Origin of the sequence: Staphylococcus caeli, from assembly GCF_051413795.1 — a bacterium.
GTDB classification, from domain to species: Bacteria; Bacillota; Bacilli; order Staphylococcales; family Staphylococcaceae; genus Staphylococcus; species Staphylococcus caeli_A.
In genome coordinates, this window is the sequence record NZ_JBOIRQ010000004.1 from 99,832 (window position 1) to 113,891 (window position 14,060).

The 14,060-nt window shown below is 35.6% G+C and carries 13 protein-coding genes; all 13 read right to left on the bottom strand.

The genetic code is table 11. The features are described from left to right. Window positions 1-244 precede the first annotated feature (244 nt). Entirely contained in the window at window positions 245-655 is a 411-nt protein-coding gene (locus ACSULM_RS03825) for a VOC family protein (RefSeq protein ID WP_436853652.1), read from the bottom strand. Window positions 656-995: 340 nt separating this feature from the next. Next, on the bottom strand, window positions 996-1,184 hold the full coding sequence (locus ACSULM_RS03830; protein WP_436860722.1) for a hypothetical protein: 189 nt from the start codon (window positions 1,182-1,184) through the stop codon (window positions 996-998). Between the two features lie 22 nt (window positions 1,185-1,206). Next, window positions 1,207-1,818 (bottom strand): orotate phosphoribosyltransferase, encoded by a 612-nt coding sequence (pyrE, locus tag ACSULM_RS03835; protein ID WP_436860723.1) that lies wholly within the window; start codon window positions 1,816-1,818, stop codon window positions 1,207-1,209. Next, window positions 1,819-2,511, bottom strand: a complete 693-nt coding sequence (pyrF, locus tag ACSULM_RS03840) for an orotidine-5'-phosphate decarboxylase (RefSeq protein WP_436860725.1) — start codon at window positions 2,509-2,511, stop codon at window positions 1,819-1,821. 71 nt (window positions 2,512-2,582) lie between these two features. Further along, window positions 2,583-5,756, bottom strand: a complete 3,174-nt coding sequence (gene carB / locus ACSULM_RS03845; protein WP_436860727.1) for a carbamoyl-phosphate synthase large subunit — start codon at window positions 5,754-5,756, stop codon at window positions 2,583-2,585. Continuing rightward, a complete protein-coding gene (locus ACSULM_RS03850; RefSeq protein ID WP_436860730.1) occupies window positions 5,749-6,849 on the bottom strand; it encodes a carbamoyl phosphate synthase small subunit in 1,101 nt (366 codons plus the stop codon). The genes carB and ACSULM_RS03850 overlap by 8 nt, the downstream gene beginning before the upstream one ends. Then, window positions 6,849-8,123: a dihydroorotase gene (locus ACSULM_RS03855; RefSeq protein WP_436860731.1), complete on the bottom strand. Its 1,275-nt coding sequence runs from the start codon at window positions 8,121-8,123 to the stop codon at window positions 6,849-6,851. Before ACSULM_RS03855 ends, ACSULM_RS03850 begins: the two co-directional genes overlap by 1 nt. Next, window positions 8,120-9,022, bottom strand: a complete 903-nt coding sequence (locus tag ACSULM_RS03860) for an aspartate carbamoyltransferase catalytic subunit (RefSeq protein ID WP_436860734.1) — start codon at window positions 9,020-9,022, stop codon at window positions 8,120-8,122. The genes ACSULM_RS03855 and ACSULM_RS03860 overlap by 4 nt, the downstream gene beginning before the upstream one ends. A 29-nt stretch (window positions 9,023-9,051) precedes the next feature. Further along, a complete protein-coding gene (locus ACSULM_RS03865; protein WP_436860736.1) occupies window positions 9,052-10,359 on the bottom strand; it encodes a uracil-xanthine permease family protein in 1,308 nt (435 codons plus the stop codon). A gap of 278 nt (window positions 10,360-10,637) precedes the next feature. Further along, entirely contained in the window at window positions 10,638-11,165 is a 528-nt protein-coding gene (gene pyrR / locus ACSULM_RS03870; protein WP_436853643.1) for a bifunctional pyr operon transcriptional regulator/uracil phosphoribosyltransferase PyrR, read from the bottom strand. A 449-nt stretch (window positions 11,166-11,614) separates the two neighbouring features. After that, window positions 11,615-12,532, bottom strand: coding sequence for an RluA family pseudouridine synthase (locus ACSULM_RS03875; RefSeq protein WP_436860738.1), 918 nt, complete (start codon window positions 12,530-12,532; stop codon window positions 11,615-11,617). 12 nt (window positions 12,533-12,544) lie between these two features. Beyond that, window positions 12,545-13,021 carry a signal peptidase II gene (lspA, locus tag ACSULM_RS03880; protein ID WP_436853641.1) on the bottom strand — a complete coding sequence of 159 codons (477 nt, stop codon included), beginning with the start codon at window positions 13,019-13,021 and terminating at the stop codon, window positions 12,545-12,547. A gap of 147 nt (window positions 13,022-13,168) precedes the next feature. Then, window positions 13,169-13,963: a VOC family protein gene (locus tag ACSULM_RS03885; RefSeq protein ID WP_436860741.1), complete on the bottom strand. Its 795-nt coding sequence runs from the start codon at window positions 13,961-13,963 to the stop codon at window positions 13,169-13,171. Window positions 13,964-14,060 lie beyond the last annotated feature (97 nt).

The following is a 14,060-nucleotide window of genomic DNA, read 5'->3' on the forward strand; positions in this document are numbered from 1 at the left end:
AATTTATTAGCAATGATAAATTATTAAAAAAACGAGTCCGGGACATAAATAAACGTCCCGGACTCTTTTGCAATTAGGCAGTAGATGACTGAATTGAAAATGCGCTTATATCAAGCTTTTTTCAACTCTAGTCATCCTTGCCGGGGTGGGACTACGAAATCTTTATTAGAAAATTCGCTTTCTGTCCCACTCCCGTTTTTTACTTTAAGTTTTACTCATAATAGCATCATTATATTACACACACTTATTTATTATCTGCTGGTAAAGCAAGTTGGAAATTTACGCCAAATTTGTCTTGTATCCATGCAAATTCTCTAAATGGTGGCATTTCTGTTTTAGGCATCAATATCGCCCCATCACGTTTCAATTTACTAAATAAGCGTTCCATTTCTAGTGGTGAATCAACTGTAACGTATAATGACATGGCTGGATTCATTTCAATATCTACACCATTCATATTGTCGATTGCCATAAATACTTGGTCTTTCAATCTAAAGATTGCATGTTGTACTGCTCCAGTTGGTTCAGCATCACTTTCAGTATATCTGACCATTGCTAAGATTTCTGCATCTTCAAATGTATTTACATACAAATTAATTGCTTCCTCTGCATTCCCATTAAACATTAGAAATGTTGTTATTTTAGGTATTGCCATGATTCTACCTCCTTTACACTTCTCAAAATTAAGCATAAATGATACATAACCAAAAATCTAATTTAATATATCATTTACACTAATTCCTCCATATTATATGGATTAAAATAGCTTTTTACTTTGCCTTTTAACAATTCACAGTTAAACTATAAATAAATCTATTGGAGGTAATTTTATGTCTTTTTATATTATTCCATTATTAATTGCAGCCTTAGTCATACTTATAGGCTATATTATTATAAAAATTATGATTCGCTAATTATTTCAATCAAACCATAAAAAATGGGTTTACGTGTCAATATCATTGCACGTACGCCCATTTTTTACGTCATTTGATTTTTTAAGGTTGAATATGACCTTTTTGCTTCATGTTTGATTTTGATTTCTTATATATATTTTTCTCTGTTGTACTAGATAATAATTCATTATCTGTCTCTGTTGTGCTTTGTTGACGATAGTCTTCATCTTTTTTTAAAAATTTGTTTAAATGCGAAAAATGATTATACGCATCTTTCGGGTCTTTTGTCATAATATCCCCTCCACATAATATATTATGACAAGTTGTCTCTCCAATCAACTAATGTACGAATATCATCTTCAGAAATATCTCCATTTTCTTTAGCAACTTCAAGTAATTCATTGTAATCACTTAATGTATAGAACGGGATATGTGCTTCTTTGAACTGTTCATCCGCTTTTTTAAGTCCATACGTAAATATTGCGACAACACCTATCACTTCTGCGCCTGCTTCTCTTAATGCTTCAACTGCAGTAATAGATGAACCACCTGTTGAAATCAAATCTTCAATAACTACAACTTTCTTGCCTTGACTTAAGGCACCTTCAATTTGATTTTGTTTACCATGACTTTTACTTTTAGAACGAACATAATTCATTGGCAAATCTAGCACTTCAGAAACAAATGCAGCATGCGGAATTCCTGCAGTTGCAGTACCTGAAATGATTTCTACATCTGAAAAATGTGACTTGATTAATTCGCACAAACCATCTCGAATGTGTTGTCGTACCTTTGGATAACCAAGTGTCACACGATTATCACAATATATCGGTGATTTTATACCTGAACTCCATGTGAATGGATCATTAGGTGATAGTGAAACTGCTTCGATTTCTAAGAGTGATTGAGCAATTGCTTTAGCCATTTAACTTAACCAACTTTCTTTAATTTTATGATAACTTGCAACAGGATTGTCACTTTTTGTTATAGGTCTTCCCACAACGATGTGCGTTGAACCTAATTTTTTAGCATCTTCCGGCGTTGTGATACGTTTTTGGTCGTCTGTACTACTATCGATTGGCCTAATTCCAGGCGTTACCTTTAAGAAATCATTGCCCAATTCAGCTTTTAACAATTCAGCTTCTAGTGGCGAGCATACGACGCCATCCAGACCTGATTCTTTTGCTAGTTGTGCATAGTTAAGTACTGCATCTTCAATAGTACTTTGAATATTTTGTTCATCACGTAACATCTCTTCAGTCGTAGATGTTAGTTGTGTCACTGCAATTAATTTAATATCAGCATTATGCTTTCTGAGACCTGCTAGTGCACGTTTCATCATTTCTGTTCCACCAGCTGCATGGACATTGACTAAATCTACATTCATTTTACTTAATCCTTCCATCGCCTTACCAACTGTATTCGGTATATCGTGCAATTTCAAATCAAGAAAGATATCATGTCCACGTGCTTTAATACCCTCAATTAATTGAGGACCTGTTTGATAAAACAATTCCATGCCTACTTTTACAAATAGGGGTTCATCGAATTGGTCTAAAAAATGATCTACCGCTTCTTTGGAATCAAAATCTAACGCAATAATTGGCAAATTGTTCATTCACAAACGACTCCCTCACATTTATATTTCCTGGTGCTCATATATTAGAACTTACATGCTCTATCTTTGGTTTACATATTTTTCATTGTAAAAGTCATGCTTTCAAGTACACGTGTTAATGCTACAACTGTGTCTAATGATGTCAGACAAGGTACACCATTTTCAACGGAAGCACGTCTGATTTGGAAACCATCACGTTCAAATTCTTTACCTTTCGTCATTGTATTCACAACGATTTGAACTTCACCATTTTGAATTCGAGTGAGTAAGTCATCTTCGCCACCAATTTTGCCAACAATTTCTGCAGGTATATTATGCTCTGCAAGTTTGTTTGCAGTACCTTTAGTTGCTAAAATCTTATAGCCTACTTCGTTTAAACGATGGGCAATATTCACAATTTCTTCTTTATCTTTATCACTGACTGTCATTAATACTGTTCCGTGATCTTTAACTTCCATACCACTTGCAGTTAACCCTTTGTATAGCGCTTTTTCCATCGTTGCATCTTTACCCATAACTTCACCAGTTGATTTCATCTCAGGTCCGAGTGTGATATCCACATTTTTCAATTTGTTGAAACTGAATACAGGAGCTTTAACAAATACACCTTCTGTATATGGTTGAATCCCTGGTTTATAGCCTAAGTCTGTCAATTTCTCACCAATAATTGCACGCATGGCTAATTGTGCCATTTGGATATTCGTAATTTTACTCAAGAAAGGCACTGTACGACTTGAACGTGGATTCACTTCAAGTACATATACCCCATCGTGCGCAATGACAAATTGAATGTTAATTAATCCTACAATGTTTAAACCTTTAGCTAAACGGATTGTAAAATCTTCTAACGTCTTCATTTCTTCTTGAGTTAACGTTTGTGGTGGATACACAGCAATAGAGTCACCAGAGTGTACACCTGCTCTTTCAATGTGCTCCATGATACCTGGTATAATAACCGTTTCACCATCAGAAATCGCATCTACTTCAATTTCTTTACCCGTTAAATATCTGTCGACTAATACTGGGTGATCGGGACTTGCTTTTACCGCTTGATTCATATAATCTTCTAATTCAGCATCGCTATTTACAATTTCCATTGCACGACCACCCAATACATATGAAGGTCTAACTACTACTGGATACCCAATATTTCTAGCATTTTCAAGTGCTTCTTGTGGTGAAGTTGCTGTTTTACCTTTTGGTTGTGGCACATCGATTGTGTGTAATAAGGCTTCAAATTCCTTACGATCCTCTGCTCTATTTAAATCTTCAAGTGATGTTCCTAAAATTTTCACATCACGCTGTGCTAATTTATCTGCTAAGTTAATCGCTGTTTGTCCACCAAACTGTACAACTACCCCTTTAGGTTGCTCTAAATCAACGATGTTCATCACGTCTTCTTCAGTCAATGGTTCAAAGTATAATTTGTCTGAAATAGAGAAGTCAGTTGAAACTGTTTCTGGATTATTATTAACGATAATCGCTTCATATCCAGCTTGTTGAATTGCCCAAACAGCATGTACTGTAGCATAGTCAAATTCAACACCTTGTCCAATTCTAATCGGTCCTGAACCAAGTACTAATATTTTTTCTTTTTCTGTCACTGTAGATTCATTTTCATATTCATACGTACCATAATAATATGGTGTTGCAGATTCAAATTCTGCTGCGCATGTATCTACCATTTTGAATACTGGTGTAATGCCATGTTGCTGTCTTAAGTCATACACTTCTTGTTCTGTCATATCGAAACGATGCGCGATGACTCTATCACTGAAACCGTAGTTTTTAGCAAATTTGAGATAGTCTATATCACCTTTATTGGCTTTCAAATCATGCTCAATATTGATAATATGTTGGAATTTATTTAAGAAGAAATAATCGATTTTTGTCATGTCATGTATTTCTTCTAAAGTCGTGCCTCTACGTATTGCTTCACCAATAAAGAATAAACGCTCGTCATCTTGGTCTTTGATACGTGTTTTAATATAATCTAAGTCGAACGTTTCACCATTTGGTAAACCTAAATGGTGAACCCCATACTCTAACGAACGAATCGCTTTTAGTAATGATTCTTCATATGTTCTACCAATCGCCATTACTTCGCCTGTCGCTTTCATTTGTGTTCCTAATACACGTTCTCCTTTTTCAAATTTGTCGAATGGGAAACGTGGGATCTTAGAAATAACATAATCCAATGAAGGTTCAAATGCAGCATAAGATGTTTCTGTGATTGGATTTAACATTTCATCTAACGTCAGACCAATCGCTATCTTTGCAGCCAATTTAGCTATTGGATAACCTGTTGCTTTTGAAGCCAATGCAGACGAACGTGACACACGTGGGTTCACTTCGATAATATAATAATCCATAGAATGCGGATCTAAAGCAAGTTGTACGTTACAACCACCTTCAATTTCTAATGCACGGATAACTTTTAAAGATACATCACGTAACATTTGATATTCCACGTCTGATAAAGTTTGGCTTGGTGCAACAACTATAGAGTCACCTGTATGAATACCTACTGGATCGATATTCTCCATATTACAAACAACAATGGCATTATCATTTTTATCACGCATCACTTCATACTCAATTTCTTTAAATCCTGCAATAGATTTTTCGATTAAACATTGAGTCGCAGGGCTATAATGCAAACCATTAGTCACAATTTCTTTGAATTCTTCATCGTTATGACAAATTCCGCCACCAGTACCACCCATGGTAAACGCTGGTCTAACGATTAATGGATATCCAACTTCTTCTTTAAATGCAAAGGCTTGTTCCACCGTATTAACAATGTCACTCTCTGGTACTGGAACATCTAATTCATTCATTAACGATCTAAATAGCTCTCTATCTTCAGCTTGTTGAATTGATTCTAATTTTGTACCTAGAAGTTGTACATTATTTGCCTCAAGCTCGCCACTATCGTGTAACTGAATCGCCATATTCAAACCAGTTTGACCACCTAGTGTAGGTAACAATGCATCTGGTTGTTCTTTACGAATAATACGTGCAATGAAATCATGTGTTAATGGCTCGATATAGACTTTATCTGCAATTTCATTATCAGTCATAATTGTAGCAGGGTTTGAGTTCACCAAGATTACACGGTAACCTTCTTCTTTTAAGGCAAGACAAGCTTGCGTACCAGCATAGTCAAATTCCGCTGCTTGACCAATGATAATAGGTCCTGATCCAATTACTAAAATCGTTTCGATATCTTGACGTTTAGGCATTTGTAATACGCTCCTTTGATTTGTATTCATTGATCATGTCTATAAATTCATCAAATAAATAGTTTGAATCTGATGGTCCTGGGCATGCTTCTGGATGATATTGAACTGAAAATGCAGGCAATGACTTGTGTCTTAAACCTTCCACCGTGCCATCATTTATTGCCACATGTGTGATTTCTAATTCAGTATTCGCTAACGAATCTTTATCAATAGCATAACCATGATTTTGACTTGTTAAGGCAATTTTACCTGTCTTTAAGTCTTTAACAGGATGATTCGTACCTCTATGTCCAAACTTCATTTTAAATGATGTTGCTCCTTGTGATAGTGCAAATAGCTGGTGACCTAAACAAATACCAAAGAATGGAATTTTGCCTAATATACCTTTAATCATTTCAACAGCGACTTGTACTTCTTCTGGATCCCCTGGGCCATTTGAAAGCATCACGCCATCCGGTGACATTCTGATAATTGCTTCAGCAGACGTATCGTATGGTACTACGGTAACGTTACAACCACGTGCATTTAATTCTCTTACGATGTTTTGTTTTTTACCAAAATCAACAAGTACTACACTTAATCCATAACCAGTTGAAACATACGGCGTTTTTGTAGAGACAGTCGTCACTTCATTGCGTGGTAATGTTTCTGTTTTTAGACGCTCTATACATGCATCAATATCATCTTTATTATCTGTAAATGTTGCTTTTAATACACCATAATTTCTGATTTTTCGAGTGATACTACGTGTATCGACACCTGATATACCAGGAATATCATATTCAACTAATACTTCATGGAATGTCTTTTTCATTCTAAAATTGCTCGGTTGTTGACTTGCTTCTTTGACAACAACACCACTTAAAGTTGGTACTAGTGATTCAAAGTCATCTCTATTCACACCATAATTACCAATCAATGGATATGTGAACGTGATAATTTGACCTGTATAAGACGGGTCAGAAATGGTCTCTTGATAGCCTGTCATTGCTGTGTTAAATACAATTTCACCTAGTGTTAAATTATCGGAACCTAGCGGATAACCTTCATAATATGAACCATCTTCTAATACGAGATAACGTTTCTGCAACATTATTTTTCCTCCTTAAATTTAACTTCACCTTCAACCAATGTTAAGACCGGCGTACCATATACTTTGTAACCTAAAAATGGTGTATTCGTACCTTTTGATGCAAAGTCTTCTGCTTTAATTTCACTTTCTTCTTCTAGATTAATGACAGTCAAGTCAGCAAAGCTACCTTCTTCTAATTTGCCATATGGTAAATCAAAGGTTTGTGCTGGCTTAATTGTTAAGTAATCAACAAGTTGTTGTAACGTCCACTCTCCATTTTTCACAAAGTGAGTGTATAGTAATGGAAATGCTGTTTCGCTACCTACAATACCAAATGGTGCTTTGACCATAGGTTGATCCTTCTCTTCTGCTGCGTGTGGTGCATGATCTGTTGCTATACAGTCAATTGTACCGTCGAGCAAGCCTTCAAGTAACGCTGCTCTATCTTCTTTACTTCTTAATGGTGGGTTCATTTTATAAATTGCATCATCACCTGGAACATCATCTTCTGTAAGTAATAAATGGTGTGGTGTCACTTCGGCTGTAACATGAATACCTGCCTTTTTAGCATCACGAATCGCTCTAACACTTTCTTTTGTCGATACATGGCACACGTGATAATGTGCACCTGCCGCTTCAGCAAGTAAGACATCTCTCGCTATTTGTACCGCTTCACAAATATTTGGAATACCTGGAATGCCTAGTTCTTCACTGCGTTTCCCCTCATGCATTGCGCCGCCGTATATTAGACTATTATCTTCACAATGTGCAACAACTGCTTTGTTAACTTTAGCTGCAGCTTGCATCGCTTCATACATCATGCTCGCTTGTTGCACGCCAACACCGTCGTCTGTAAAAGCAAAAGCGCCATTTTTAGCAAGTATTTCAAAATCAACATGCTCATTACCAGCTTGTCTCACTGTAATTGCTGCATAAGGTAACACTCTCACTTGTGCATTTTCTTCGATTAATGTGTTTAGTCGTTTTAAATTATCCTCTGAATCAGGTACTGGTCGTGTATTAGGCATTGGACATACCGTCGTAAATCCACCTCTTGCAGCAGCTTGTGTCCCTGTAGCAATCGTTTCTTTATGTTCACCACCTGGTTCACGTAAATGTACATGAACGTCAACGAATCCTGGTGAAACAAATTGACCTTGTACATCGATGACTTCAGTTTCAGCATCTACATCAATTTGTGGTGCAATTTTTTTAATATACTGACCTTCTATTAAGATTGATACCGTTTCTAGTTCACCATTTTGTAAGACTTTAGCGTTTGTTAATAATTTCATTTTGTTGTTTCCCCTCTCGTTTTTAAGATATTGTCTATCACTGCCATACGCATGTACATGCCATTTTCCATTTGTTTAAATATTCGTGACTTAGGTGCCTCAACCAATGCATCGTCAATCTCTACACCTCTATTCACTGGTGCTGGATGCATAATAATTGCTTGATCTTTTAACTGTTCATATCTTGCTTGTGTTAGACCAAATTGTTCATGGTATTGCTGTGCTTCAAATTGTGTCGTTTCACTTTCTCCATGTCTTTCATGCTGAACTCTGAGCAACATAACAATATCAATCGTTGGTAACACTTCATCTATATCTACATAAGGTGCATCTAATGTGTCATCCTTCCATGTGTCTGGACTAGAAAACATGACGTGCGCACCTAATGCTGTTAAACTTTGATAATTACTTTTAGCTACACGTGAATTTTTAATATCACCACAAATTAAAATATTCAAGCCTTCGAATGTTTCATATTCTTCGTAAATTGTCATAATATCGAGTAAACTCTGCGTTGGGTGTTGACCACTGCCATCACCTGCATTAATAATCGGAATGTTTAAAGTCTGCAAATCCTCATAGTAGTTTGTTTGTGTATGACGAATGACGAGTACATCCGCTCCTACTTGTTCTAAAGTCTTGCATGTATCATATAAAGATTCACCTTTTTGAACTGAAGATGTATTGGTCTCAAAATCGATAAGTTTTAAACCGAGTTTTTGCTCTGCAACTAAAAAGCTACTTTTCGTTCGTGTTGAATTTTCAAAGAATAAGTTGGCAACGAATGTATCCTCGAAACAGATTGGCTTTTGCGTACCATGTTTGAATGCACTTGCACGTTGTACTAATTCATAAATTTCAGTTGTCGTTAAATGTTCCATTGATAGTAAGTTGTCCATATGATTCAGCTCCTATTAAAAGATTCGATCTATTTTTCTGCTGATGCTTCTTTCGGTAATATTAAATTCAGTATAATGCCTGCCAATGCTGCTAACGCCATACCTTCTATTTCTAAATTAATACCAATTCCTTTTAAATTAAACACCAGATTACCTATACCAATTACTAGTATGACTGAAGCAATGACTAAGTTACGATTACTCGCGAAATCAACTTCGCTTTCTACTAACATTCTTAAACCACTTGCAGCAATAATGCCAAAGAGTAATATGGATACGCCACCCATTACAGGTGTCGGTATCGATGACACAAGTGCTGTAAATTTACCTATGAAGCCAAGTATGATGGCTATCACTGCTGCACCACCAATGACATAAACACTGTAAATTTTTGTGATCGCAAGTACACCAATATTTTCACCATATGTCGTACTTGGCGGACCACCAATAATACTTGCAAACATTGTCGATACACCATCACCAATAATCGACTTATCTAGACCAGGGTCTTTAAAGAAATTGCGTCCTACAATCTTATTAATAACCATCTGATGTCCAATATGTTCACTTACTGTTACAAAGACAATCGGTATAAGTACGAGCACTAACCCTAAGTGAAATGACGGTGTGTAATCTTTAAATGGAATATATACTTCTGGAAATTGTAACCATTTGGCCTGTGCAATGGCTTCAAAATGAACGAGTCCCATAAATGCCGAAACAATATAACCTGTAATGATACCTATAAGCACAGGGATTAATGATAAAAAGCCTTTAAAATAGCCTTGTACAATGATTGTCACTAATAACGTCACCATTGCCACAATTAAATAACTTAGGTTATAACCTTTCATATCTGCTGAATTTTCAAACATAGCCATATTGACAGCAGTTGGCGCTAAACTTAAACCAATTACCATGATAACCGGACCAACAACAACAGGCGGTAACAAATGCATCAACCAGCCTGTGCCACTCAGTCGAATGGCTAGACCAATCAACACATACATCACACCGCTCATGAACAGTGCTACAAGCATATCTCCTAAACTATGGTTATTTAATCCCGTGATGATTGGTGTAATAAAAGCGAAACTTGAACCCAGATAGGCTGGGATTTTTGCTTTAGTAATTAAAATATACAGTAATGTTCCTATTCCTGATGCTAAAAGGGCTGATGATATCGGTAATCCCGTTAAAAATGGGACAAGTACCGTTGACCCAAACATCGCAAATAAGTGTTGTGTACTCAAAAAGGCCCATTGTCCTAGCTTCGGTTTATCTTGTACATCTAATACAGGTTTGGCTGTGCGCTCAAACATCGTTTCATTTTCCATGTATGTGCTTCCTCTCATAAAAAAATCTCTTTACATTGTATTCATGTAAAGAGACTAAAAAGTGGCATTATCTTTTTACTCACTCGACATGTATCTATATCATCATATGCTTTACATATAACAACTTATAGAACGCGCCAAGTTAAGTTAGATAATTTGAAGAGGTGCAGTATTCATCTACTACAATAATATCCAACACCACAATCTTAAACCATACCTATGATGTCGTTATGTTTACCTCTCCCCTTTTTCAGTCTCTCGTACCGAATTAAAAGGTGTTATTCAATTACTACTGCATTTCTATCGTCTATTTCATTAAGAAATACCGAAACCGCTTCTTCTTTTGCAGTTGGAATATTTTTTCCTACGAAATCTGCTCTAATCGGTAATTCTCTGTGACCTCTATCTACTAGCGTCGCTAATCCAATTTTTTGTGGACGAGCATATTGTAGTACTGCATCTAATGACGCTCTCACAGTACGTCCTGTGTATAACACATCATCAATAATAATGACAACTTGATTTGTGATATTAACGTCTATTTCATATGATTTTTCATCTATGTTATTCATACTTTGTTCTAAATCATCTCTAAATTGTGTTATATCTATCGTACCTGTAGGAACGGTTACTTCATCAATTTGTTCTATCTTTTGTTGAATGCGTCTTGCTAAAAATGCACCTCTAGTCTTAATGCCTAGTAAAACTAATTGGTCAGTACCTTTATTATATTCTAAAATTTCATGAGCAATACGTGTCACTGTACGTTGAATTGCTGCTTCATCCATAATAACGCGCTCTGACATTTTCAGCACCTACCTTTTTTAATATAAAAAAACCTCATGCCTTTACGAAGACATGAGGTTAACTAATCGTCATTCCAAATGTTTCAGAGATTAATCTCACATATTGGAGATCCTTTCTCTACCACTAGCATGATACTGTCAATCCTAATCGCTTTGATTTGACTACTCAGTATGACCTATGGCTTTCCATTGCGTTCAATCTTGTGAACTACAACAGCGTTTAATGTATTTACAAAAAACATTACATTTGTATAACTTTAATTGATAACATGTCTTCGAAGCCTCTCTGGACTCACATTTAAAGACGTTCGTTCTTTATTAAACTGTCATTATATTACCATGAATATCTAACCCTTGCAAGTTACTTTACGATATTCTAATCATTTTAAAATACTTCAAAGTGTTATTTTCAGCTAAAAGTTACGCGAAAGAATAAACTATAAGCGAATTTATTGATCACTTCTACGTAAATCAGCTAACAGCTGTTCAAAGTCATCAGGAAGTGACGTAGATTTCTCAATATATTCATGTGTCACTGGATGTTCAAAACCGATGACGCCTGCATGCAATGCTTGCCCACCGATATCCATTGTTTTCTTCGGACCATATTTTGGATCACCAACTAAAGGATAACCAATATATTTCATATGTACACGGATTTGGTGTGTACGTCCCGTTTCTAACTGGCATTCTATAAGGGTATATTTATTAAAATGTTCTAACACATTAAAATGTGTTATTGCATCCTTACCATCATCGACAACATCCATCGACTGACGATCGTTCTTATTTCTTCCAATCGGTGCATCGACAGTTCCATAATCATGTGGAATGTTGCCATGGACCAATGCAACATATTTACGAGTTACAGTCTTATTTACCAATTGATCGACTAAACTACGGTGCGCAACATCATTTTTCGCTACCATCAACAAACCAGATGTATCTTTATCAATACGATGCACAATACCAGGACGAATTTCTCCATTGATACCAGACAAATTCTTCATTTGATACATCAGACCATTTACTAAAGTACCTGTATAATGACCAGCAGATGGGTGAACCACCATGCCTTTTGGTTTATAGACGATTGCAACATCGTCATCTTCATAATAAATATCCAAATTTAAATTTTCAGGATGTATATCTGCATCGACAATTTCTTTCTCAGTAACAACAATCTGATCATTTATTTTCGTCTTATAGTTTGATTTGATCACTTTATCATTAACTTTTACAAGGCCCTCTTTTATCCAGTCTTGAATTTGTGTACGTGACCATCCCGACTGATACTCAGGCAGTAATTTGTCGATACGTTGGCCAACGTCGTCTGAGCGCTCTATTTTAAATTCATGTGTATCCATTTACTATCTCTCCTACTCTTCTTTTTTCATATCTTTTAATAAAGCGATAACAATCAACAATACACCTATCGTTAAACTAGAATCCGCTACATTAAATATTGGAAAATTATATCCAAAAATATATGTATCAACAAAATCTACGACTTCTCCATGAAAAACACGATCAATAAAGTTTCCTAAAGCTCCAGCAAACAATAAACTAATCGCTATTTGCATCAACAAATTATACTTCGCTTCCTTAATAAAGAACACAATTAACACAACGAGAATGACAAGTGTAATAATGTAAAAGAAACCCATTTTGCCACTCAAAATTCCCCAAGCAGCACCATCATTCCGATGTGAAGTTATATTTAAAAAATTCGGGATAACATTAAACGAATCTCCAATTTTCATCGAACTAGCTATCATAAATTTTGTAATTTGATCTAACACTAATATCACAATTGTTATGAATAAAGAAATACCAATATAGTACTGACGTTTCATGTCTGTACCTCCTATTCTACGTTCAGTCGCTTTTACAACAACTTTCATTATATCCTAATCAAACTTATAAAAAAAGTTACAGTTCAAATATATAATGAAAAATCGTATTTTCTGTTTATGTTCATCTTTTCATTGAACATAGTTTTGTTAAACCACTTTATAAAAATTAAAACGAAACAGAATGCCATCGGGACCTGTTAACTGTTTGTGCGTCGTTTCTGGATAATGGTAATCAATACAAGCTAAACCATAGGTTGTTTCATTTTCGATACGTTTAATACTGGAATACCAATTATTTACTACAATGTGTTGGTGATAACCATTCGATGATAAATATAATGCATGATTCGTTTCTATAGATGATGACTCCAGACCAAAGAAATTTTTATAGTATGTTGTCACGCGTTTCAGATTAATCGTCTTGATATTGATATAGCCTATCATGCTTTCATCCGGAATACCTTGCCATTTGTTATCAGATACATATGTTAATAAATGTGGCACATTTATAGGTTTCGTCTCTAATACTACTTTGCCGTCTTCAAACGCCCAGTCTTCAATCGGATGGTCGACATAGAACTCGAGTCCATTACCTTCAGGATCCTCAACAAATACAGAAGTAGTGATGTCATGTTCGCCTCCTGTTACAGGAATAGTATACTCACTCAATTGCACGAGTAAATCTGCTAAATCTGTCATTGAAGGTAATCTAATTGCAAGATGATACAGACCCACCTCAGATGTCAATGGTACGCGGCCACTTTGTACCTCTTTGAGCGTTAGGAAATGATTAAGATTGCCAATCTCATATTGTATGACTGAATAGGACTCATTTACTATATTTAATCCTAATATATCTTGATAAAAATGTTTCATCGTTGCTTTATCTCTTACATTTAATGTTATGCCATTTACAAAATGAGCACCTTGATTATGGAACATGACAAACACCTTTCTTTATAACACCCAGCATTATATTTACTTTATATACAAATGCTGTGAAATTTATATTGTCCGTTAAAAGTATCGCTGACATCAC

What these genes read in the sequence shown, in the direction of transcription:
- ACSULM_RS03855 (WP_436860731.1), bottom strand. Translation starts at nt 8,123, where the DNA reads ATGAAATTATTAACAAACGCTAAAGTCTTACAAAATGGTGAACTAGAA.
- pyrR (WP_436853643.1), bottom strand. Translation starts at nt 11,165, where the DNA reads ATGTCAGAGCGCGTTATTATGGATGAAGCAGCAATTCAACGTACAGTG.
- ACSULM_RS03885 (WP_436860741.1), bottom strand. Translation starts at nt 13,963, where the DNA reads ATGTTCCATAATCAAGGTGCTCATTTTGTAAATGGCATAACATTAAAT.
- carB (WP_436860727.1), bottom strand. Translation starts at nt 5,756, where the DNA reads ATGCCTAAACGTCAAGATATCGAAACGATTTTAGTAATTGGATCAGGA.
- lspA (WP_436853641.1), bottom strand. Translation starts at nt 13,021, where the DNA reads ATGAAACGTCAGTACTATATTGGTATTTCTTTATTCATAACAATTGTG.
- ACSULM_RS03830 (WP_436860722.1), bottom strand. Translation starts at nt 1,184, where the DNA reads ATGACAAAAGACCCGAAAGATGCGTATAATCATTTTTCGCATTTAAAC.
- pyrE (WP_436860723.1), bottom strand. Translation starts at nt 1,818, where the DNA reads ATGGCTAAAGCAATTGCTCAATCACTCTTAGAAATCGAAGCAGTTTCA.
- pyrF (WP_436860725.1), bottom strand. Translation starts at nt 2,511, where the DNA reads ATGAACAATTTGCCAATTATTGCGTTAGATTTTGATTCCAAAGAAGCG.
- ACSULM_RS03825 (WP_436853652.1), bottom strand. Translation starts at nt 655, where the DNA reads ATGGCAATACCTAAAATAACAACATTTCTAATGTTTAATGGGAATGCA.
- ACSULM_RS03850 (WP_436860730.1), bottom strand. Translation starts at nt 6,849, where the DNA reads ATGTTGCAGAAACGTTATCTCGTATTAGAAGATGGTTCATATTATGAA.
- ACSULM_RS03865 (WP_436860736.1), bottom strand. Translation starts at nt 10,359, where the DNA reads ATGGAAAATGAAACGATGTTTGAGCGCACAGCCAAACCTGTATTAGAT.
- ACSULM_RS03860 (WP_436860734.1), bottom strand. Translation starts at nt 9,022, where the DNA reads ATGGACAACTTACTATCAATGGAACATTTAACGACAACTGAAATTTAT.
- ACSULM_RS03875 (WP_436860738.1), bottom strand. Translation starts at nt 12,532, where the DNA reads ATGGATACACATGAATTTAAAATAGAGCGCTCAGACGACGTTGGCCAA.